The following is a 23,653-nucleotide window of genomic DNA, read 5'->3' as shown; positions in this document are numbered from 1 at the left end:
ATATGAGGGGTTTATCATGAAAATGCAGTTAGCAGAAATTGCGAAAGCAGTTGATGCACAAAATGATTTAGGCGAGTCAGCCAATATTACGGTAACGTCGGTCCACTTTGACAGCCGCCAACTGACTGCCGAGTCGCTATTTGTACCGCTTCGCGGCGAGCACGATGGGCACGAGTTTATTGATAGTGCGCGCGAACATGGGGCAATAGCGAGCTTGTGGGCCGCGGATAAAGCCGACCAGGCACCACATGATTTTCCAGTTTTAATTGTGGATGATCCGCTAATCGCGATGACACAATTGGCCGCTTATTGGTTGGCTAAGATTAATCCACAAGTGGTTGCAATTACTGGCAGCAACGGAAAAACAACAACCAAAGATATGACGGCTAGTTTGCTTAGCACAGAATACAATGTTGTTAAGACTTACGCTAATTATAATAATGAAGTCGGTGTGCCATTTACGGTCCTCTCAATGGAAGCAAATACAGAAGTTTTGGTCGTTGAATTAGGGATGGATCGTTTCGGCCAACTAGATGAATTGAGTCGATTAGTCGCACCGGATGTCGCGGTGATTACGATGATTGGCGAAGCACACATTGAGTTTTTTGGCACGCGAGACAAGATTGCCGATGCAAAAATGGAAATTACTCACGGACTGAAGGCTGACGGGCGCTTTGTTTACGATGGTGATGAACCGCTACTCGTGAGTCGTGCCCAAAGCATCGCTAATGAACAGCGGACATTTGGACAACAAAGCGCTAACGATTTATATCCAACGCAAATTAACCAAGATTCAAATTTGCACACAACGACGTTTACTGTGAACCAATGGCCTGACGAAACATTTACGATTCCATTGATGGGTGATTATAACGTTAATAATGCACTAGCAGCTTTGACCATCGCCCAGTTATTTCACATTCGGACAGCGAATCTCGTGAAGGGGTTAGGCACGGTAGCCATCACCGAGAATCGGACACAATGGTTGACTGGTGCCAAAGGTGAGGCCATTTTAAGTGACGTTTATAATGCCAATCCGACCGCGATGAAAGATGTCCTTCGTTTGTTTGCGCAAACACCAACCAAGGGTCGCCACATTGCGGTTCTTGGTGACATGCTTGAATTAGGTCAAGATGCTGATGCGCTGCATGCATCTGTGGCTGAGGCATTAGTCCCAGATCAAATTGAGGAAGTTTATCTGATTGGTCCGCATATGCGAGCACTAGCGCAAACATTGACGCCTAGTTATTCGGCAACAGCTATTCACTACTATTCAACGGCAGATAAAGATCAGCTAACTGCTGACTTATTGGCCAACGTCACTGCCGACGATGAGGTTGTCTTGAAGGCTAGTCATGGCTTGCACTTGGAAACGGTTTTGACGGCGTTGCAAAATTAAATTGAGTTTTACAGTCGCAATGACATCACTATTGGGGATGTCATTGTTTTCTTTTAATTTCGCACATTAACGCGATTGCCATAACTCAGCAAACTTAAATTGGCCTGGTTCAGATGCTGAAACATTTGCTTATCACTGCGTAACGCGTTAAACTATTACAGTTGCGTTTTTTAAACGTGCACGTGTTAAAAATTGAATATCACACAAGAAAAAACGAATCAGGACGGCCGTTTTCACGCTTTAGCAGACGGATTTTTGCTAGTGTTGACGAAACCTTTTGATTTGAGGAGGAACTAATTTGAAGTTTGCAGAACTAGGTCTGAATAAAGACCTGCTAAAAGCCATTGATGAAAGTGGCTATGAAGAAGCAACCCCGATCCAAGAACAGACCATTCCATTGGTTTTGGCTGGTGATGATGTCATTGGTCAGGCTCAAACAGGGACGGGGAAGACGGCCGCCTTTGGGTTACCAATTTTGGATCGTATCGATACCGAAAACCCAAACGTGCAGGCGTTGATCGTGTCACCAACACGGGAATTGGCGATTCAGACGCAAGAAGAATTATATCGCTTGGGTAAATATGAACGAGCTCGGGTGCAAGTGGTTTATGGTGGCGCAGATATTCGTCGCCAAATTAACAGCTTGAAGAACCATCCACAGATCGTTGTTGGTACACCAGGACGGTTGCTTGATCATATTAATCGAAAGACGATTCGTTTAGACCATGTGCAAACGTTAGTCTTAGATGAAGCTGACGAAATGCTAGATATGGGCTTCCTTGACGATATTGAAAGTATTATCAAGATGGTGCCTGAAAAGCGGCAGACTTTGTTGTTCTCAGCCACGATGCCAGACAAGATCCGTCGTATTGGGGTTCAATTCATGAGTAACCCTAAAGAAGTTCGGATTAAGGCTAAGGAACTAACCACCGATTTAGTCGATCAATTCTACGTGAAGTCAAAAGAATATGAAAAGTTTGACTTAATGACGCGGTTACTTGATGTTCAGGATCCTGATCTAACGATCGTCTTTGGTCGAACGAAACGCCGGGTCGATGAATTGTCGAAAGGTTTGGAAGCCCGAGGATATAATGCCGCCGGGATTCACGGCGATTTGACCCAACAGCGGCGTTCACAAATATTGAAACAATTCCGTGATGGTAAGCTGGATATCTTAGTTGCAACGGATGTGGCTGCTCGTGGGTTGGATATTTCTGGGGTAACCCATGTTTATAACTACGACATTCCACAGGATCCTGAAAGCTATGTTCACCGAATCGGCCGGACTGGCCGTGCCGGACACCATGGCACTAGTTTGACCTTTGTAACGCCAAACGAAATGGACTATCTGCGTGAGATTGAAAAGCTAACGAAGGTGCGGATGTTACCACTGAAGCCACCTTCGGCTGCCGAAGCATTTGCTGGTCAATTGGCCGCTGCTGAAACGAAAGTAGCTGAGTTGGTTGAACATGCAGATACGGAAAAGTTTGATCAAGAAGCGGCTGATTTATTAGCGCACTACGATGCCAATGAATTGGTTGCCGCCTTGCTCAGTAATCTAACGCCAGGCGATGAACACGATGTGCCTGTTCATATTACGCCTGAACGGCCATTACCACGTCGTCATGGTGGCGGCGGTGGTCGGAGCCGTAATGGCGGTAGCCGCAATTATCGCGGTGGTAATAACAGCCGCAATGGTCGCAACAGTCGCTCATCGCGTGAACGTGAAAATGGTAATCGTGGACATTATGATCATCGTTCCGGTTCACGCAATGGTAATAGCAGCCGCAACGGCGGTGGCAAGCGTAGCTACTCCATTAAGCATAACTAATTGTTAATATTCATTCATGCCTCTGCTCGGGTTGATCGCCGACAGGGGCTTTTTTATGTTCGCTAAGCCTGATGTCTGTGCCTAGTCCGGCTTGTTCCGCTCTGATTTTTACAACATTGGCACCGAATTGGTCGGCAGTTCTATGCTATAATTTCGCTTAGACGTCATTAGTGTAGGTATAATTGATAGTTAACGAGAGACAGGAGCGAATAGCATGATTTTTGGTACCGGAATTGATTTAACAGATATCAAACGGGTAGCGGATTTGAATCAACGGTTTCCAAAATTTGCGGCGAAAGTGCTCACAGCGGATGAACAATTGGCGATGACGACACTGAAAGGTCAGCGTAAACTGGAGTTCTTAGCGGGCCGTTTTTCTGCTAAAGAGGCTTACAGTAAAGCACTAGGAACGGGTCTCGGTCATGCGGTCGGATTTCAGGACCTTGAAATTCTTGACGATCAGTTGGGTAAGCCAATGTTGACGATGCATCCTTTTAACGGACCAGCACACATTTCTATCTCTCACACGGCTACGCAAGTCATGACTCAAGTGATTCTTGAACAGCCCGAAACCCATTAGGATTAGATCGGACGATTTTTAGATTTTTGAAATGGGGCAATTCTTTTGACAGATACAACGATGTCACAGATTATTGGACAGCATCGACCAACCATTGCGCACATCAATCTTGCCGCGATTAAACACAACATTCAGGCCGAATTGCGGCGTACTAAACCAGGCACCGAAATGTTTGCTGTTATCAAGGCCAATGGCTACGGTCACGGACTAGTTGAAATGGCGCGAACAACATTGGCGGCTGGCGCTACCGGGCTATGTGTGGCCATCTTAGATGAGGCGTTGGCCTTACGTGAAGCTGGTATCACAGCGCCCATTTTGGTATTGGGTATTACACCGGTCAGCTGGGCGCAGCTGGCTTGTAAACAGGATATTGCGCTAACTGTTGGTGATCAGCAGTGGTTGACTGATGCGGCCCCAATGCTTAACGGGCAATTGCGCGTCCACCTTGCTTTAGATACGGGGATGGGCCGAATTGGCTTTCAGAAGCCGACTGAATTAGCTGATGGATTGACTGTTTTAACCCAATATTCGAACAAATTTAATTTCGAAGGGGTTTTTACTCACTTTGCGACGGCCGACGAAGCTGATCATCGTTATTTTGATCATCAAGTGCAGCGTTGGCAGGCGATGATGGCGGTCCTACCGCAACGTCCACGTTATGTGCATGTGTCTAATACCGCCACATCATTATGGCATGAAGCTTGTAATGGCAATATGATTCGGTTTGGCGTGGGTATCTATGGTTTAAATCCTTCAGGCGGCAGTTTGACCAGCCCATATCCGTTAGAACCGGCGTTACGTCTTACGACGCGGCTAGCTTTTGTCAAACGTTTGGCGGCTGGGGATTCGGTCAGTTATGGGGCGACCTATACCGCTAAGCAGGATGAATGGATCGGAACTTTGCCAATTGGCTATGCGGATGGTTATCCGCGACGGATGCAAGGGTTTTATGTTTTAGTGGACGGTCAACGCTGCGAAATTGTTGGCCGCGTCTGCATGGATCAATTAATGGTCCGACTGCCTCACAAATATCCGGTTGAAACGTTGGTGACGTTAATTGGTCAAGATGGGGCAGAGACAATTACAATGCAAGACATCGCTTCATATGCGGGAACCATTCATTATGAGATTGCGACTAATCTCAATATGCGCATCCAACGGGTTTATGAAAGCTAGCTGACGACTGTCAAATATTACAGTTCTGTGTAATTGATAATTTTTACTTAAAACATGCTAAAATGTAGGCACCAAGCGATTGGTAGAAGGATGGATGCGGGGGAGTCAGCATGGCAAAGGATGGACGTCAGGTACCAGTTAGTTTTGATGATGCGACGCTAACTGAGCTCAATGCATACTGTGAATTTTTCAGTTTGGACCCGAATGAATTAATTAATTCTGTTCTCGGTCACTTTCTGGAGAATCACCAATCAGCTGATTTTAATCAATTAGCGCAAGGCTACTTGGCCATGGGTCAATTGAATGAGGAAATCGCTGATGAATTTTCCGCAACGGAGGCAGAGGTTGCTCGCTTAGACCGTTAAGTAAGCAGTCTGTCTTCGTAGCAATGGAGCAGTCGCTCCATTTACATATTGACTTAAAGAGAGGTTCTTAGGTAGTTGGCAAACGTGGAAGTAAGGCGCGGGGATATTTTTTATGCCGACCTGTCCCCCGTGGTGGGATCAGAACAGGGTGGTATGCGACCGGTGCTAATCGTGCAAAACAATATTGGCAATCATTACAGCCCGACGGTGATCGTTGCGGCGATCACCGCACGGATCAGTAAGCCGAAGATGCCAACCCATGTTGGTGTGCCGGCTAAAGGTAATGGCATTGGCAAGGATTCGGTGATTTTATTAGAACAAATTCGCACCATTGATAAGCAACGTCTTCGGGATCGCGTGACGCATTTAGATGATGCAGTGATGAATCGGGTCAATCGAGCCTTAGGTATTAGTGTTGGCTTAGTCGAACGTGATTAAACCCTGCCTGTAAATGAACAGATGAAAATCGGCATCACTCAGCTTGAACAAGTAGGCTGAGTGATGCCGATTTTTATGGAGTTACACCAGCCTGTTGTCTGGACCTAGCCCAAGGCAGACTAATTGACAAAAGTCGCCAACTAGTCAACTTCAACTAGTGCTCGACACCACCTGGCTGGCTTCGCTCTGATTTTTATTTTTATACAATTGATTATTCTAGTTGTAAGTTTTCCACTTCAGAAACGCGGAATTGCTTACGATTCAATGCCTTGATGATTTTTTGACAGCGTTCCTCGTCAACGTCGGCCGGTAGGGTGAAGAGGGTTCGATGGACCAATTCACCCGCTTGCACGTCCAATGTCATACACGACGCAATCGAGGTGTATTTCGTGATGATTTTTGAGATATTGGCTAAATCACCGCGTTCACCTTGGGAGACCACGGTTAAGACATAACTGCCCACGTTGAAGTTCCAGCTCTGTGACAACATGTCTAGCAACCGCGTATGCGTTAAAATACCGTAAAAATAATTATTTTCATCTAATACAGCAATGTAAGGCAAATCCTTGATTGAGAAAAAGACTTTAAAAAAGGCATCATTGATGGAAATGAACTTCGTGGCATTTTTGAGCAGGGTTGTAACTGGCAAGCTCATGTCTCCACCACGTGACTTGTGTCGATAGATATGCATTTTGTAAATGTTACCGCGGAAAATTTTACCGGTTTCGTCTAAAATCGGCACACAACGGAAGCCGGAATCTTCTAATACTTTTAGGGCTTCTTCTAAAGTGACATCCTCGCGCACTGTGGTGATACTGTCGTAAGGTTTAACGAGCGTCTTTAATAACATGCAGCAACCTCCAAAAATTAAAAAATGGTAAGAATGTTGTTTTCATCATACCACACCTTAGCTGCAATCGGGCAGCAAGGATGGTGTCAGAACAGATTTAAATTAAAAAAGTCGTCTAAAAAACCGATGCCTAAGTTAGACATCGGGTAGAATACCATTATTCATGATACTAATGAGCTGATTTAAATTATAGACCAGTTTCTTTGAAGCCGTTCTCCCGAACTTCTTTCAAGGTTGCTGCAGAAGCGGCCATCTTTTCTTTTTCATCAGCGGATAGTGGGACTTCAACTACCCGATCAATTCCTTGACCGTTAATGACAGCTGGTGAACCAATAAAGGTATCCGTTAAGCCGTATTCGCCGTCTAGCGGTGCACCAACTGGCAAAATCGCGTTTTCATCCCGTAAAATGGCCCGGGAAATCCGCATCAATGAAGTTGCAACGCCGTAGAAAGTAGCACCTTTACGGTTGATGATTTCGTAGGCTTTGTGCCGCGTCTCATCTTCAATTGTGGCTAAGTCATCGCGTGAAACGCCATTTTCTTCGGCGATTTGTAGTAATGGCTTGCCGGCAATCGTTGCTTCGTCAAAGTTAGCAAATTCGGAGTCACCGTGTTCACCCATGATGTAAGCATTAACGTCACGCGCGTCCACGTTGAACTTCTTGCCTAATGCAACCCGTAGGCGAGAAGTATCTAATGAAGTACCTGAACCGATGACCCGGCTCTTGTCAAAGCCTGACCACTTCCAAGTTGCATAAGTTAAAATGTCGACCGGGTTAGCAGCAACTAAGAAGATGCCGCTAAAACCAGCGTCAACAATTGGTTTAACGATTGTTGACAAGATTTTTAAATTTTTGTTCACTAAATCTAAACGAGTTTCACCGGGCTTTTGTGGTGCCCCAGCTGTGATCACAACGAGATCAGCGTCTTTAGCATCGCTGTATTCACCAGAGTAGATCTTCTTTGGCGTGAGCCATGCCAAGGTGTCTTCAAGGTCTAAGGCGTCCCCTTCAGTCCGATCTTTCAAGACGTCGACAATGACGAATTCTTCTGCGAGGCCTTGCTGAGCCATGGCGAAAGCATAACTTGAACCTACTGCTCCGTCACCAACAAGCAATACCTTTTGATGATTTGTAGCCAAAATAATCATCCTCTCTATAACTAAATTTTTATTTTGTAACCGCTGTAAGTATAACATATGGACCTCTTGTGAAATACCGCATTAAGTCGTCCTAGACCAGTGTCGACTAGGCGCTTTGAGACGAGGATGTGCTATAATACGAGTCTGAAATCAATTTTAACTGAAGCGAATATTGCTGATTGAGAGGGAAGCCAATCGATCAGCCCTTTTGCATAGCAAGAAAGACAACATTAGTAATTAAGAGTGGGGCAAGGACAGATAAATGAAGATGGTCGTCGGGTTAGGAAATATTGGTGCTGAGTATGAACGGACGCGGCATAATGTCGGTTTTATGGTTGTTGATCAATTGGCTGATGAATATGGCGTCACGTTTAAACGGGCACGGCAAGAAGCTCTCGTAGGCAGTGCATTAATTGGTCATGAGAAAGTATTATTGGTTAAGCCAACCACGTATATGAATGATTCAGGGCGCGCCGTTCGACCATTGATGGACTATTATCACGTGGATTTAAATGATTTAGTCGTGATTCACGATGACATGGATTTACCAGTCGGGAAAATACGGCTGCGGCAAAAAGGATCGGCCGGCGGTCATAATGGCATTAAAAGTTTGATCGCCCATTTAGGTACACCAGCGTTTAAACGCGTTCGCGTTGGCATTGATCATCCTGCCTCAGCGAGTGTCGTTGACTACGTTTTAGGGCGCTTTACCCCGGCGCAAACTTTGGGAATTCGCGCTGGAATGGATGATGCTCAAGCAGCCGTTGAAGCCTGGTTGTCAGGGACGAAATTTGATCAGGTGATGAATTCATTTAATTAAGCGTCAACGGCTGGTGCGGTTTAATGATTGCCACACGGAAGGAAGATTATGGAATTACAAGATTTTATGCGGTCGGCGCCAGAATATCAACAAATTCTGGCTGGAACCAACAAACGTCGTCAATTAGTGACTGGCATGGCAGGTTCAGCCCGTTCGCTTTTGCTTAGCACACTACTGGCTGATTTAAAGCAGCCGTTACTGATGGTGACGGATACAGCTTTTCATGCTGGACAGTTGGCCGACGATTTAACCAATGTACTACCCGATGAGCAGGTGTTTAACTTTCCCGCCGAAGAAATGTTAGCCACTGAAATTGCAGTAAGTTCACCTGAGGCCCGTGCTGACCGGGTTCGTGCCTTGCATGCGCTACAGCGGCAAACGCCGGTTGTCGTGATCAGTGATTTAGCTGGGTTGCGCCGATATTTACCACAGCCCGAGGATTTTGCCGCGGCGAGCTTTACTTTAGTAACGGGTCAAGATTATCAACTACGCGACTTACAAAACCAACTTCATCAGATGGGGTATGTACATGAGCAATTGGTTGCCCGTCCTGGTGACTTCGCTGTTCGTGGATCAATTTTTGACATCTATCCGTTGGATGCTGATTATCCAGTTCGAGTAGACTTTTTTGATACCCAAATTGATTCGTTGCGGACTTTTGATCCGGAGAATCAACGCAGTATCGAAACAATCGATCAGATCACAGTGTTACCAGCTACAGAACTAGTGATGACGCCGACTCAGTTAAGCAGCGGTAAAGCGAAACTAAGGCAGCTTGTCGATAGCTACGCGGAAACATTAAGCGGCGATGAGCGCCAACAGCTAACGACCCACTTTGAGGAATTACTGGTAGATGATGCTCAACCAAGCACGGTGCCAGAATTAGGACTGTATGCGTCTTTGTTTTATCAAGCGCCAGCAGGGTTGTTAGATTATTTGTCAAATGATGGGCTTGTTTTATTCGATGATTACAATCGGTTAATTGAAACGGATCGGCAAATTTCGACAGATGAAGCCAACTGGATCACGGATCGTTTGCGCACCCAATCGATGTTACCGGATCAACCACTAGGCCATGATTTTCGGCAAACGATCCGTGAGATCAAACAAGTGCAGGTCTTTTTCTCGCTTTTTCAAAAAGGCATGGGCAATATGCGTTTTGATCAGTTGACGAATTTTATTAGCCGGGATATGCAGAAATTTTTCGGTCAGTTACCGGTTTTAAAGACGGAAATTGAACGTTGGCAAAAACAACACCAGACCGTGGTTATCATGGTCAATGACCAAGACCGGATCAGTAAGGTCAATGACACCTTACATGATTTTGAGATTAAAGCTAGTTTAGATAAGGTCAGCAACTTGACCCAGGGCGCTGTTCAAGTGGTGCCGGCCACTTTGCAAAATGGGTTCGAGTTATCGGCTGCTGGCTTGGTCGTCGTGACTGAGAATGAAATGTTTGCCAAAGTCACCAAAAAGCGACCGCGACGGCAAACATTAGCTAATGCCGAACGATTACGGAGTTATACAGAATTAAAACCTGGCGATTATGTGGTTCATATCAACCACGGGATTGGCCGCTTTGAAGGAATGCAAACCTTGGAAGTGGATGGGGTTCACCAAGATTACATTACGATCGATTACCAAGATAATGCGAAGATTTTCATTCCCGTCACGCAGTTAAATTTGATTCAAAAGTATGTTTCGTCTGAAGATAAAAAACCACGGGTGAATAAGCTCGGTGGAACCGAGTGGGCGAAGACGAAACGTAAAGTTGCCAGTAAAATCGAAGATATTGCCGACGAGCTGGTTGACCTATATGCTGCCAGAGCCGCGCAAAAAGGTCACGCGTTCCCCCCTGATGATGCTTATCAGGCGGAATTTGAAGCGGCATTCCCTTATGTTGAGACACCAGATCAACTGCGGAGTATTGATGAAATCAAGCATGATATGGAACAGCCCAAGCCAATGGACCGTTTGCTAGTCGGCGATGTCGGCTTCGGCAAAACAGAAGTGGCTTTGCGAGCAGCTTTCAAGGCGATTGAAGATCGTAAACAGGTGGCCTTTCTGGTCCCAACGACAATTTTGGCACAGCAACACTATGATACGATGACGGCGCGTTTCGATGGGTTCCCCGTTAAAATCGGGATATTGTCTCGGTTTGATACCCCCAAGCAAATGAAAGCAACCCTTGCTGGTGTGGCGAGTGGTGAAATCGACATTGTCGTCGGGACACATCGCTTGTTATCCAAAGATGTCATTTTTAAGGACTTAGGATTGTTATTGGTCGATGAAGAGCAACGCTTTGGCGTTAAGCACAAAGAACGGATTAAACAAATGCGCGCGTCTGTTGATGTCTTGACGTTGACGGCAACGCCGATTCCGCGAACCTTGAATATGTCGATGATTGGTGTTCGCGATTTATCCGTCATTGAGACGCCACCTGCGAACCGGTACCCCATTCAAACCTATGTGATGGAGGCTAATCCGGTCGCCGTTCAAGATGGCATCAACCGAGAACTTGCCCGCGGCGGTCAAGTGTTTTATCTGCATAATCGCATTGACGATATCGAACGCGTGGTCGACAATGTGAAACAACTCGTTCCAGATGCTCGGGTGGCATATATCCATGGCCGAATGACAGAAACACAGCTTGAAAGTGTTCTATACGATTTCATTCGCGGTGAGTACGATGTGTTAGTCACCACCACAATTATTGAAACGGGTGTTGATATTCCCAACGTGAATACCATGTTTATTGAGAATGCGGATCATATGGGATTGTCTCAGTTGTATCAATTGCGTGGACGAATCGGTCGCAGCAATCGGGTGGCTTATGCTTACTTTACTTACCAACCTAATAAAGTCTTGACCGAAGAAAGTGAAAAGCGGTTGGAAGCGATTCGTGATTTCACTGAATTAGGTTCAGGGTTTAAAATTGCAATGCGTGATTTGTCTATTCGAGGTGCCGGAAACCTGTTGGGGCAGCAGCAGCACGGCTTTATTGACTCGGTTGGTTATGACTTGTATACTCAGATGCTTTCGCAAGCCGTTGCCAAAAAACGTGGGCAATCTGTTCAAGTTCGGTCAGATACAGAAATTGAATTGGGCATTGAAGCATATCTTCCTTCTGAATACATTGCTGACGAACGGCAGAAGATTGAAATTTATAAACGAATTCGTGAATTAGACAATGAAGCTCAGTACGTGGAAGTTGATGAAGACTTAATTGATCGCTTTGGCGATTATCCACAAGCGGTTGCTAACTTACTAGCCGCTGGTCATTTAAAGATGACTGCTGATGCGGCACTTATCAGTAAGATTGCGCGTACCGATGATGTGATTTTGGTGACCTTGTCTGCAGAAGGTAGTCGCATTTTGTCGGGAGAGGCGATTTTTAAAGCCTTATCCGAAACAAAATTACGCGCCACAGTAAGTGATCATGCGGGACAATTGGTCGTCAAGTTAGTTATTCAACCTAAGATGACGGAGCCCCAGTGGCTTGCATCACTGAGCGCCTTTGTGACGGCATTAGCTGAAACGGTCACTGCTCAAACGGAAATGAGAACCGCTGAAGCGGCGTCGACGGACGCGGTCGATTAAGCTTTGGCTACAGAATCTTTGAGTAAAGGAGTCCGCATGAAGATACATCCACAAGCCAAATCGACGGACAAGCCTACCCAAACAGCTCGTCGTGGGTTAGTCAATGGTGCGTTATTACTTTCGTTAGCGGCGCTTGTTGCTAAAGTGCTCAGCGCCGTGTACCGAATTCCATTGCAAAATTTAGTTGGGAATACGGGCTTCTATGTTTATCAGCAAGTTTATCCATTGTATGGAATTGCCATGACCTTCGCATTAAGTGGCCTACCGGTATTTATTTCGAAATTAATTGCTGAGGTGGCAGACCCATGGCGCCAACAGTTAGTTGCCCGTCGAATCTTTGTGATCTTAGCTGGTTTTGGCTTATGCTTGTTTATCGGTTTGTTTATGGGGAGTTATGGCATTGCCGCAGCGATGGGTGACGTTGGTTTAACACCACTGGTTCAGGTGGTTGCCGGCATGGCGTTATTTTTGCCATTCTTGGCTGTCGGCCGCGGTTTTGCACAAGGTCAGTTTAATATGCGGCCCACCGCGATTTCACAAGTGTTGGAACAGGTCGTGCGGGTGGTGGTCATTATTGTTGTCGCCTGGCTAGCTGCACATCAGCATTGGAATGTTTATCGAATGGGTGCTTGGGCCATGAGCGGGGCATTATTCGGGGCGGTTGCCGCCCTACTCGTCTTTGGACAAACATATCGAAAGCTATTTAGGCCCTCATCTGCAGCGGAACCAGTCGCCAGCAGCGATCACTGGCGAACTTTGATGGGACGTTTGTGGCAAGAGGGCGGCACGATCTGTTTGTTCGCAGCGGTGGTCATCCTTTTGCAGCTCGTTGATTCGTTTACCGTGAAGCGTGGTCTAGTTGCGGGTGGACTTACTGATCCAGCTGCTAAATCCTTAAAAGGGGTTTATGATCGGGCCCAACCACTGATTCAGTTAGGCTTGGTTGTCGCAACTAGTTTTTCGGCCACCTTATTACCAGCTTTAAGCGTTGCCTGGCGCCAACAACGGCAACAAGCTATTCAAACGACGCTAACCATGTTGATCCACATTAGCCTGGCACTATCCGCTGCTGCTACAATCGGGCTAGTCGTGCTCATGCCACTCATAAACTTAGTCCTTTTTGGCAGTGAGACTGGTAGCCTAGCCTTAGCGATTTATTGTATCAGTATCATTTTTGCGAGCTTAATCAGCACGTATAATAGCATTTTGCAGAGTATGAATCAGTATCGACTGTCGCTAGTTGCGTTGATTGCCGGCCTCATTGTCAAGGGCTGTTTCAACTATTGGGCCGTTTTCATGTGGGGAATTAATGGCGCTAGTTGGCTGACCGTGATTAGTTTGGCGACAATGATGTTAATATTATGGTTAGGTAGTCCAACATCGATGAGACTAGCGTTGACCCAGGGCAGCTTCGTTCGCAAATTAGCGGGGATTGTGGGGGCAATGGGCGGACTGGCAGGTTTGACCAGTTGGCTGTGCCAGTCATGGCTGCCACTGACGCGTGGGTCAGCTATTTTGATGGTGGCAATTTGTGTGACACTGGGGATAAGCGTGTTTGTTGGACTAGCGTTGTGGGGCCAATTGTTTTCGATGCGAGAGTGGTTAACCTTGCCCGGCGGAAGACGATTGTTAAAACTAGCAAAACGAAATTAAGTCAGAATTTGACGAGGTGAAAGATGCGATTAGATAAATTTTTGAAATTATCACGTGTAATTAAACGGCGAACAGTGGCGAAGGAAATTGCTGACCAAGGCCGAATTACAATTAATGGAAACAAAGCGAAGTCATCCAGTAATGTTAATGTGAATGATAAGTTAGTTATTTCGTTTGGCAATAAAACCCTGACCATCCAAGTATTAAATTTGATGGAAATTGTTAAAAAAGATGATGCTGATAAGATGTATAAAGTCATCGATGAGGCGTATGCTCGAGACTTTAATGAAGAATCATAATTACAATTTTAATTGCATCACGAAAGTACGTTCCCCTAGAAATGCCTTGAAACGTTGAGGTGTAATGGTTTTGTCATTTACATCTATTTTAGCCGTTGTTATACTCTAGTTAATAAGTTGATTGAATGTAGTCGAAGTTGACCATTGACGGTGGGGCATGACATGCAAGATAAACAGACGGTTCATCAGTTGAATAACGATTATGTACAGCGTTTACGCGCTAGTGAAGTGGCTCATCAGGCTCAAAAATTAGCCTTGAGTAAACAACGTCGTGTTCGGGCTATTCGAATTTTAATTGGTTTTGCTGTCGCGTTAGTCTTGTGTGTATGGGCCTATGGGAGAAATTTGGCCAGCCTTCACCAAATTAATCAGCAAACGACGGTCGCGCAAAAGCAATTGAGCACTGCCAAGGCTGAACATGGTCAACTGAATCAAAGGGTGAAGCAGCTGCATAACGACGACTATTTAACGCAACTGATTCGGTCGAAATATTTATATTCGAAAGACGGCGAAATTGTCTACAATCTGCCGAGTAATTCGAAATAAAATTAACTGAAAATGGGCAAACCGACAGCCGCAGTGAATACCTGCGACTGTTTTATGTTAAAATAATTTTAATTTTACCGGTAGGTTTAGGTGCTCAGGAGGGCTATTTTTTCTATGGCAGTGGAAGTTGGTAGTAAGGTGACAGGGAAAGTGACGGGGATTACTAATTTTGGTGCGTTTGTCGATTTAGGCGATCATCAAAGTGGCCTCGTTCACATTAGTCAAGTCTCGAATAATTATGTCAAAGACATTCATGATGTCTTGAGTGTTGGTGATGAGGTTAGTGTTAAGGTCATGTCAATGGACAAGGGCAAGATTGCCTTATCAATGAAAGCACTTGAAACACAATCATCCAATACTGAGTCGCATCATGACCGGCCTCATGCCTCAGCACCTAAGCGGTCAAACAGTGCCAACGCGCATGGCAGTCGGGGTGGACGTAAGTCGCAACCGGTTGACAGCAGCTTCGATGGAATGATGGCGAGCTTTTTAAAGGATAGCGAGCAGCGCTTGGCAACTTTAAAGCACAACACTGAAGGCAAACGAGGCGGTCGCGGTGGGCGCCGTAGCTAAAGCAATAGCAGTGTACTGAAGCGTTGCGGTTTTTAAAACCGTGATGCTTTTTTTCTAAAGATAATTTGAGGAGGGGAGCTATATCGACGAAGTGATGCAGTTGTTTTTGCAAGCTAATCGCACACATCATCTGTGGCAGCCGACGGATACGGTCGTCTTAGCCGTGTCTACCGGTGTTGATTCGATGGCCCTGCTGGCACTGTTCAGTCAACTACCAAAATCACAGCGGCCACAGTTAGTGGTGGCGCACGTCAACCATCAGTTACGGGCTCAAAGTGACCTCGAAGAAGACTATCTGCGTCGGTACTTAGCTGGTAGTGAGATTAAGTTAGTTGTCGAGCACTGGCCACAACAAGCACATCCTAAATCAGGCTTGGAAGCGGCTGCACGTCAGGTGCGCTACCATTTTTTCCGGACAGTTATGTCGCAGTATCAAGCCAATGTTTTAGCAACGGCGCATCAGCAAGATGAACAAGTTGAAACAGCACTGATGGCGATGATTGAGGGCCGGTCATTTACGAGTACCTTAGGCATTGAATGGCGACGTCCTTTTGCGAGTGGACATTTGATTCGCCCCTTGTTAGGTGTGCCCAAGGCGAAACTTAGGGCGTTTGTGAACGATCACCAGATTAGGAGTTTTGAAGATTTGACAAACGAAGAGCTGGTGGCGACACGCAATCGAGTGCGCCATCAACTCATGCCACTGATCGAACAAGAAAATCCGCGTTTTGTTGCCGACTTTAGTCAGTCAATTGCGGATCAGCAGCAGATGACGCTTTATTTACGCGGTCAAGCTCAAACAATTTTGGCTGAAATCAGTGGTCAGGTGGACAAAGTTGTGCACCATGAGTTACCGACGAGTTTTTTATTGAAACAAGATTTCTTACGACAGCAAGGCCCGGTTGATATTGCCACTGGTGCTTGGCAAAATGCCGCCCGCGGATTGACTAGTGGTCCGCCGCAGACCCATTTCAATTTAGACAAAAATTGGCAACTTGTCCGTCGTTATGACCACTATTTCTTTCAAAGACGAGGAACAAGCCTTGAGAAAATTGACCGGCCGCTTCAATTTGAAAATAAAACTATGGTAACATTAAACAAACGACAGTCCTTAAACACTGGCGGCTGGCTGGTCGCTGTTGATGCCCAGCAAGTCGTGACGATGCAACCACAGCATCACAGCGTTCATGTTCGCGTCAAGGCATCTGAGTGGCCATTAGTTATTCGGTTGGCGAAGAAAAATGATCAGTTGGCTTTGCACGGTGGACATCATCAACAGGTTCGCCGAATTTTGATCGATCAAAAGGTACCTGTGGAGCAACGCCAATCGCAGTTAATTGTGACGACTAACACCGGACGACCGCTGTGGTTAGTTGGTCGAAAAGTGGCTGTTGATACCGATGGCGCATTAATTGAATTGTCGATAAAACTAGACGGGGAGTAGCAGATGAATAACGATATTGAAAAAACACTCTATAGTGTTGAGGACATTAAGGAAGCGGCTCACCGACTGGGGCAGCAACTCACCGAGGACTATCAAGATAAGCGGCCAATTTTAATTTCAGTCCTAAAGGGTGCGATCTTATGGACGGTTGATGTGATGCGCGAGATGGACATTATGGCCGAAGTGGACTTTATTGATGTTTCCAGTTATCACGGTGGTGTTGCTTCAGCCGGTGAGATTCAATTGGTCCACGATCTTAGCGCTGATGTCGCTGGGCGTAATGTCATCATTATGGAAGATATTATCGATACTGGGCGTACGCTACAGTTCTTGATTGATCTGTTGAAGCAGCGGCAGGCTAAGGATATCAAGGTCTGCACGTTGCTTGATAAGCCTGAGGGTCGAGTGGTAGCGGCTAAAGCCGACTATGTGGGTTTTCAATTACCAAAGGAATTCGTGGTTGGCTATGGCCTTGATTACAAAGAGTTTTACCGCAATTTGCCATATGTAGGTGTTTTAAAACCATCTGTGTATGAAGGGGACCAGCCCGAGTAAAAAATTGGCACCCGATAAAATTGGCCGAAAAAGGCGTGATTTTTATTTGGTCAAGATAGGTCAATTGTGATATAGTATGTTTCATCAACAGGGATTACCCCTGCTCAGACCCTCGAACGAGGTCTGAATAACGTCTATGCCGTCAGGAGGCAATGCATGAATACACGCCGAAATGGGCCGGTTCGGAATAGTTTGTTTTGGATCGTGATCTTCTTGTCATTTATGGGAATTTTATATTTCTTTTTTGGCAACAACTCCGGATCTCAAACCCAGAACATTCGTTCCAGCGAATTTGTCCGACAATTAAAGCAAAACAAAGTTAAAAACTTTCAGGTACAACCAGCCGGTGGGGTTTATAAAATCACCGGTGAGTACCGGAAGGCGCAAAAGGTTTCTGGTTCCGGCAGTACTGGTCTAGGAATCGGTAGTAGTCAAACGACGACTGCCAAGAACTTTACCAGTTCCATTTTGGAGAATAATGCTAGTGTCCAACAGGTAACTGATGCGGCGTCTAAGCACAATGTCAAGATGGATACTAAGCCGGAAGAATCCAGTGGTTTTTGGATTAATTTAATCAGCTTAATTTTACCTGTCATCTTGATTGGTTTCTTCTTTTACATGATGATGGGTCAGGCGGGCCAAGGTGGTGCTGGTGGCCGTGGCGGCGTGGCAAGCTTTGGGAAATCCAAAGCTAAACCTGCTGACCCGAAGAGTAATACGATTCGGTTCAGTGATGTTGCCGGTGAAGAAGAGGAAAAGCAAGAACTAGTCGAAGTGGTTGAGTTCTTGAAAGATCCGCATAAATTCACGACACTAGGCGCTCACATCCCAGCCGGGGTCTTACTTGAGGGCCCGCCTGGTACAGGGAAAACGTTGCTGGCTAAGGCCGTTGCCGGTGAAGCTGGCGTACCGTTCTTCTCCATGTCTGGTTCTGATTTCGTGGAAATGTTTGTCGGGGTCGGAGCTAGCCGGGTTCGTGACTTATTTGACCAAGCTAAGAAGAGTGCCCCATCGATCATCTTTATTGACGAAATTGATGCAGTTGGTCGTCAACGGGGAACTGGCATGGGCGGTGGTCATGATGAACGTGAGCAAACGTTGAACCAGTTGTTAGTTGAAATGGATGGATTCACGGGCAACGAAGGCGTCATTGTCATGGCCGCGACAAACCGGTCTGACGTGTTGGATCCGGCGTTGTTACGGCCAGGTCGTTTTGACCGTAAGATCTTAGTCGGTCGTCCCGACGTTAAGGGTCGTGAAGCAATTTTGAAAGTACATGCTAAGGGCAAACCATTAGCCGCTAATGTGGACTTAAAAGAGATTGCAAAACAGACACCTGGTTTTGTGGGTGCCGACTTGGCCAATCTTTTAAATGAAGCCGCATTGTTGGCCGCCCGTCGCGGTAAGACGCAGATTGACGCCGCTGATTTAGATGAGGCCGAAGATCGAGTTATTGCAGGTCCGGCTAAACACGATCGGGTTATCTCTGATCAAGAACGGCGAACGGTGGCGTTCCATGAAGCGGGTCACACGATTGTTGGTCTGGTCTTAAACGATGCGCGAGTTGTGCATAAGGTTACGATTGTCCCACGTGGTCGCGCCGGCGGTTACGCAATTATGTTGCCACGCGAAGACCAGATGTTGATGAGTAAAAAAGATGCCCAAGAGCAGATTGCCGGATTGATGGGTGGTCGTGCTGCTGAAGCCATTATTTTCAACTCTGAATCATCCGGTGCATCTAATGACTTCGAACAGGCAACCGGAATTGCTCGTGCGATGGTGACTCAGTACGGGATGAGTGATAAGTTGGGGATGGTTACGTTAGAAAGTGATGGTCAACCATTCTTAGGTGCTCAATATGGTCAACAACCACCTTACTCACAGGAGACCGCTGCGCTGATTGATGAAGAAGTTCGTCGTTTAACGAGCGAAGGTTATCAAGAAGCCCGCGATATCATTCAGAGTCACCGTGAACAGCACAAGTTGATTGCCGAAGCACTGCTGAAATATGAAACGTTGGATGAGAAGCAGATCTTAAGTTTGTTTAAGACGGGTAAGATGCCAGAAGCTCAGCAGACCAATGCTGATGCCGAAGCAGCCACCTTTGAACAAGCTAAGAGTGCGCTCGAACAGCGTGAGGCGCAACGTGCAGCAGCTCATGATGATGCGCTCAGTGCATCCACCAGTGATTCAACGGTGACAAACACGCCACAATCGGCTTCCAGTCAACCAGAATCTGCTAGTGAGGCACCAACATCATCAGCGCAATCAGACTCGGATTCACATTCAAACGAATAATTTAAGTTGGTTACAGAAAAAATATCTCGTCAATTTTGGCGGGATATTTTTTTGTCGCATCACCAAAGCACTAGTTCATGCGGAACTGACTTTTTTTATCGAGTGCGGTATACTTGCTTTCAGAAATTTTTGGCGGTGCCATCTGCGAGTGATGGCCAATTAATGAGGGAGTTTGAAATGAACGATTATTTAGTAAAAAGTATAATTGACGACGGGAATTTTCGCGCCTATGCCGTGAACAGTACAGGAGTCGTTGCCGAAGCACAACGGCGTCATGACACGTGGAGCGCGTCTTCGGCCGCGTTAGGGCGGACGTTAACGGCGTCGTTATTACTCGGCACTTCTTTATTGAAGGGGCAAGAAACGATGACCGTTAAAGTAGCTGGGGATGGTCCAGTAAAAGGAATTGTGGTCGATGCAGATGCCAAAGGAACTGTTAAAGGATATATTATCGATCCGCACGTCCATTTGCCTCTTAATGAGGCCGGACATATCGATGTTGGTGGCGCCGTGGGACACAATGGTTTCCTATCAGTCACCAAAAATTTAGGCTTAGATCAACCTTACACGGGGCAGGTTGGCCTCGTAAGTGGGGAAATCGGCGATGATTTCACCTACTATTTAGCTCAGTCGGAACAAATCCCGTCAGCAGTTGGTGTCTCAGTGTTTGTGGAAAACGACAATACGATTGGGGTGGCCGGTGGTTTTATGATTCAGGTTCTACCCGGGGCAGATGATCAGGCGATTACTCAACTCGAGCAATCTTTAAAAGATATGCCGTTAGTTTCCCAATTGCTACGCGATGGGAAGACACCAGAAGATATTTTAAATGACTTGTTTGGCGAGTCGCGGGTAAACGTTTTGGAAAAAGTTCCCGTGGCTTTCCAGTGTGACTGTTCGAAAGACCGCTTTGCTACCGATTTGAGTAGCTTGCCGGCTCACGAGTTGCAAGCCATGATCGATGAGGATCATGGTGCTGAGGCGGTCTGCCGTTTTTGTGGCAATCGTTATCAGTTTAGTGAAGCAGACTTGACCGCAATTATTGCTGAACAGCAGGCCTAGAATTGTGGAGGTGAGAAAATGAAATGGCAAATTGGTGGCGTTGAAATTCCCAACCAAATTGTGGTTGCACCAATGGCGGGGGTGACGAATCAAGCCTTTCGCGTTATCTGTAAGGAGTTTGGTGCCGGTCTAGTGGTCTGCGAAATGATCTCGGATCGCGGCATTATGTATCAGAATCAAAAAACATTATCGATGATGAGTGTTTCGAAAGCTGAGCATCCGATGAGCATTCAGATCTTTGGCGGGACAAAAGAAACTTTAGTCCAAGCCGCTCAATATGTGGACCAGCAGACTGAGGCGGACATTATCGATATCAATATGGGCTGTCCGGTTAACAAGGTCGTTAAAACAGATGCAGGTGCGCGGTGGTTGTTAGATCCCAACAAAGTTTATGAAATGGTTTCTTACGTGACAGACGCGGTTAAAAAGCCAGTGACCGTCAAAATGCGTACCGGTTGGGATCCCGATCATCTTTATGCGGTGGACAATGCTTTAGCGGCTGAGCGTGGTGGCGCTGCGGCCTTGGCGATGCACGGACGCACTCGTCATCAGTTTTATGAAGGTCATTCCGATTGGCATATCTTGCACGAAGTGGCCGAGCAGATTCATATTCCATTCATGGGCAATGGTGATATACAAACGCCGGCAGATGCCAAGAAAATGATTGAAGAAGTGGGGGCGGATGCGGCAATGGTTGGCCGGGCCGCAGAAGGTAATCCATGGGTTTTAGGCCAGATGGCTCATTATCTGGAAACGGGCGAGTTGCTGCCAGAACCCACTGCAGCTAAAAAGATTGCCATCGCTAAGGAACATTTGCAGCGACTAGTGGATCTAAAGGGTGATCACATCGGTTCGCGCGAATTTCGCGGTCAAGCTGGATACTATCTGAAAGGGATCGCTCATTCCGCGCGAACAAAAGTTGCCTTGAATAATGCCGAAACCGCAAGCGAAATGATGGAACTCTTTGATCGATTTATGGTGCAATTAGCTGATCGGCAAGCGCGGGAAACTTCGGAAAGTGTTCGGCAGCGCTAACTTTTAGTGTAAAATAGGGACAGTGTTAATTTGACAGAAGTGAGGGATTAATGTGGCAAAACAAGATACAGAGATGAATGATCAAATGCGCGTGCGCCGCGAAAAGCTACAAGAGTTGCGCGATCAAGGGATTGAGCCTTTTGGTCATCGATTCGATCGGACGCATTTAGCTGCTCAATTACATGAGCAGTTTGGCGAAGAAGACAAGGAAACACTAGCCGATGAAGACCATGTTGTCACGATTGCCGGCCGGATGGTCTCTAAACGTGGTAAGGGGAAAGTGGGATTTGCCGATTTAAAGGATCGAAGTGGACGCATTCAAATTTATGTTCGTAAAGATGTCATTGGCGAAGAGATGTACCACGTATTTAAACGGGCGGATATCGGTGACTTTATCGGCATTAAAGGTGATGTCATTAAGACGGATATGGGCGAGTTGACTGTCCGTGCCCAGGAGTTAACCTTCTTGAGTAAGGCGCTACGGCCACTGCCTGATAAATTCCACGGTTTAACCAACCAAGAACAAATTTACCGGCAGCGGTACCTTGACTTGATTGCTAATGATGATAGCTTTGATCGATTCAAGAAGCGGACGAAAATCATTTCGGCTATTCGTCATTATCTGGATGGATTGGATTTCCAAGAAGTCGAAACGCCGGTATTGCATAATATTGCTGGTGGTGCGGCAGCGCGACCATTTATCACGCATCATAATGCGTTAAATATTGAACTTTACTTACGAATTGCCTTAGAATTGCACCTAAAGCGCTTGATCGTGGGTGGCATGGAACGGGTTTATGAAATTGGCCGTGTGTTCCGTAACGAAGGTATTGACACCAAACATAATCCTGAGTTTACGATGTTAGAGTCTTATGTCGCTTATTGGGACTTCCATGATGTGATGGATGAAACTGAGGGAATCTTTAAGGCTGCTGCCAAGGCGGTGACCGCAGATGCCGTTGTGAGCTATCAAGGAACGACAATTGATCTTGCCAAGCCATTCAAACGCGTCCACATGGTTGATGCCATTAAGGCCGAAACGGGAATCAATTTTTGGCAGCCGATGGATCTTGAACAGGCGCGCCAATTAGCCACTGAGAATGGCATTCATTATGAACCGTTTTGGACAGTTGGTCATATTATTAACCAGTTCTTTGAAGATAAGGTTCAAGATACGCTAGTGCAGCCAACCTTTATCTATGGTCATCCGGTTGAGATTTCACCACTGGCTAAAAAGAATCCAGATGATCCACGGTTTACTGACCGGTTTGAACTCTATATCATGGGTAATGAGTTCGCCAACGCCTTTACGGAACTAAATGATCCGATTGATCAACGCGAGCGTTTCGAAGCCCAAGCGAAGGAACATGATGCTGGTGACGACGAGGCCCAATTGATTGATGAAGATTTTGTTGAAGCATTGGAATATGGTATGCCTCCGACGGGTGGTTTAGGGATTGGGATTGATCGGTTAGTTATGTTGTTAACCGATGCGCCATCAATTCGGGATGTGCTACTATTTCCAACGATGCGAGCCGAAGACAATCTTGACCAAGATTAACGGTACCTTTTTTTTAAAGACACGCTGAGGCGTGTCTTTTTGCGTCTCAGGATATGGTTTTGTCGGACAATGAGGGAGGGCAGTTACTTGGAAATCAACAAGGGATTGGTCGAAGTTGATGGGGGAACATTAAAAACAAATGATATTGCAACAAAATGATTGACCCATAGGTTCAGGACTGGTATTCTAATAAACGTCGTCAAAAAGGAAATGAATGTTTTTTCTTCTTAACGGCGGATATACCAATTCAATACAGCTTGAAAATAACTTATTGAAAGTTGTTGACAGAGCAACAAAAAACTGGTATTCTAAATAAGTTGTCTGATACAGACCAATTCGGTAACAGACAGGTAGATCTTTGAAAACTGAACAACGTTTCGACGAATCAAATGTGTAGGGTCTTTGAACTTCGGTTCGAAGCAATACA

General features: G+C 46.1%; 20 protein-coding genes. 18 read left to right on the top strand and 2 right to left on the bottom strand.

All coding sequences use genetic code 11. The features are described from left to right. Positions 1 to 16 precede the first annotated feature (16 nt). From AC27FN_RS03395 to AC27FN_RS03370, 6 genes are all read left to right on the top strand, one after another. Positions 17 to 1,399, top strand: a complete 1,383-nt coding sequence (locus tag AC27FN_RS03395; protein ID WP_487166609.1) for a UDP-N-acetylmuramoyl-tripeptide--D-alanyl-D-alanine ligase — start codon at positions 17 to 19, stop codon at positions 1,397 to 1,399. 298 nt (positions 1,400 to 1,697) lie between these two features. Then, positions 1,698 to 3,230 carry a degradosome RNA helicase CshA gene (gene cshA / locus AC27FN_RS03390; protein WP_487166608.1) on the top strand — a complete coding sequence of 511 codons (1,533 nt, stop codon included), beginning with the start codon at positions 1,698 to 1,700 and terminating at the stop codon, positions 3,228 to 3,230. 214 nt (positions 3,231 to 3,444) lie between these two features. Continuing rightward, complete coding sequence (acpS, locus tag AC27FN_RS03385; protein ID WP_487166607.1) at positions 3,445 to 3,810, top strand: holo-ACP synthase; 366 nt, start codon at positions 3,445 to 3,447, stop codon at positions 3,808 to 3,810. A gap of 60 nt (positions 3,811 to 3,870) precedes the next feature. Further along, entirely contained in the window at positions 3,871 to 4,986 is a 1,116-nt protein-coding gene (alr, locus tag AC27FN_RS03380) for an alanine racemase (protein WP_487166772.1), read from the top strand. Positions 4,987 to 5,096: 110 nt separating this feature from the next. Continuing rightward, entirely contained in the window at positions 5,097 to 5,351 is a 255-nt protein-coding gene (locus tag AC27FN_RS03375; RefSeq protein WP_407883397.1) for an antitoxin, read from the top strand. Positions 5,352 to 5,426: 75 nt separating this feature from the next. Then, complete coding sequence (locus AC27FN_RS03370) at positions 5,427 to 5,789, top strand: type II toxin-antitoxin system PemK/MazF family toxin (RefSeq protein WP_487166606.1); 363 nt, start codon at positions 5,427 to 5,429, stop codon at positions 5,787 to 5,789. A 211-nt stretch (positions 5,790 to 6,000) separates the two neighbouring features. On the opposite strand, the gene cbpA is transcribed toward AC27FN_RS03370, so the two are convergent. Together cbpA and AC27FN_RS03360 are read right to left on the bottom strand one after the other, a co-directional pair. After that, the gene (cbpA, locus tag AC27FN_RS03365; protein WP_407883401.1) at positions 6,001 to 6,639 is read right to left on the bottom strand and encodes a cyclic di-AMP binding protein CbpA; all 639 of its coding nucleotides are present in this window, start codon (positions 6,637 to 6,639) and stop codon (positions 6,001 to 6,003) included. Positions 6,640 to 6,826: 187 nt separating this feature from the next. Further along, on the bottom strand, positions 6,827 to 7,789 hold the full coding sequence (locus AC27FN_RS03360; protein WP_487166771.1) for an L-lactate dehydrogenase: 963 nt from the start codon (positions 7,787 to 7,789) through the stop codon (positions 6,827 to 6,829). A 253-nt stretch (positions 7,790 to 8,042) separates the two neighbouring features. Between AC27FN_RS03360 and pth the strand changes: the two genes are divergently transcribed. The 12 genes from pth (at position 8,043) to lysS (ending at position 23,226) form a co-directional block, all read left to right on the top strand. Continuing rightward, positions 8,043 to 8,600, top strand: coding sequence for an aminoacyl-tRNA hydrolase (pth, locus tag AC27FN_RS03355; RefSeq protein ID WP_487166605.1), 558 nt, complete (start codon positions 8,043 to 8,045; stop codon positions 8,598 to 8,600). 48 nt (positions 8,601 to 8,648) lie between these two features. After that, positions 8,649 to 12,200, top strand: coding sequence for a transcription-repair coupling factor (gene mfd / locus AC27FN_RS03350; protein ID WP_487166604.1), 3,552 nt, complete (start codon positions 8,649 to 8,651; stop codon positions 12,198 to 12,200). Between the two features lie 36 nt (positions 12,201 to 12,236). Then, complete coding sequence (locus AC27FN_RS03345; protein ID WP_487166603.1) at positions 12,237 to 13,853, top strand: putative polysaccharide biosynthesis protein; 1,617 nt, start codon at positions 12,237 to 12,239, stop codon at positions 13,851 to 13,853. Positions 13,854 to 13,876: 23 nt separating this feature from the next. Then, on the top strand, positions 13,877 to 14,152 hold the full coding sequence (locus tag AC27FN_RS03340) for an RNA-binding S4 domain-containing protein (RefSeq protein ID WP_487166602.1): 276 nt from the start codon (positions 13,877 to 13,879) through the stop codon (positions 14,150 to 14,152). Positions 14,153 to 14,314: 162 nt separating this feature from the next. Beyond that, the gene (locus tag AC27FN_RS03335; RefSeq protein WP_487166601.1) at positions 14,315 to 14,698 is read left to right on the top strand and encodes an FtsB family cell division protein; all 384 of its coding nucleotides are present in this window, start codon (positions 14,315 to 14,317) and stop codon (positions 14,696 to 14,698) included. A 114-nt stretch (positions 14,699 to 14,812) separates the two neighbouring features. Continuing rightward, positions 14,813 to 15,271 carry a S1 domain-containing RNA-binding protein gene (locus tag AC27FN_RS03330; RefSeq protein ID WP_487166600.1) on the top strand — a complete coding sequence of 153 codons (459 nt, stop codon included), beginning with the start codon at positions 14,813 to 14,815 and terminating at the stop codon, positions 15,269 to 15,271. 94 nt (positions 15,272 to 15,365) lie between these two features. Further along, entirely contained in the window at positions 15,366 to 16,715 is a 1,350-nt protein-coding gene (tilS, locus tag AC27FN_RS03325; protein ID WP_487166770.1) for a tRNA lysidine(34) synthetase TilS, read from the top strand. Between the two features lie 3 nt (positions 16,716 to 16,718). After that, a complete protein-coding gene (gene hpt, locus AC27FN_RS03320; protein WP_487166599.1) occupies positions 16,719 to 17,270 on the top strand; it encodes a hypoxanthine phosphoribosyltransferase in 552 nt (183 codons plus the stop codon). Positions 17,271 to 17,426: 156 nt separating this feature from the next. Beyond that, a complete protein-coding gene (gene ftsH / locus AC27FN_RS03315; RefSeq protein ID WP_487166598.1) occupies positions 17,427 to 19,568 on the top strand; it encodes an ATP-dependent zinc metalloprotease FtsH in 2,142 nt (713 codons plus the stop codon). A gap of 177 nt (positions 19,569 to 19,745) precedes the next feature. Next, on the top strand, positions 19,746 to 20,630 hold the full coding sequence (gene hslO / locus AC27FN_RS03310) for an Hsp33 family molecular chaperone HslO (protein ID WP_487166597.1): 885 nt from the start codon (positions 19,746 to 19,748) through the stop codon (positions 20,628 to 20,630). An 18-nt stretch (positions 20,631 to 20,648) separates the two neighbouring features. After that, positions 20,649 to 21,665, top strand: coding sequence for a tRNA dihydrouridine synthase DusB (dusB, locus tag AC27FN_RS03305; protein WP_487166596.1), 1,017 nt, complete (start codon positions 20,649 to 20,651; stop codon positions 21,663 to 21,665). A 73-nt stretch (positions 21,666 to 21,738) separates the two neighbouring features. Further along, positions 21,739 to 23,226 carry a lysine--tRNA ligase gene (gene lysS / locus AC27FN_RS03300; protein ID WP_487166769.1) on the top strand — a complete coding sequence of 496 codons (1,488 nt, stop codon included), beginning with the start codon at positions 21,739 to 21,741 and terminating at the stop codon, positions 23,224 to 23,226. The last annotated feature ends 427 nt before the right edge of the window (positions 23,227 to 23,653 follow it).

This window comes from Furfurilactobacillus sp. W61-4 (assembly GCF_057545565.1).
The sequence above is the reverse complement of the archived record's forward strand: the minus strand, read 5'-3'. Positions and strand labels throughout refer to the sequence as shown.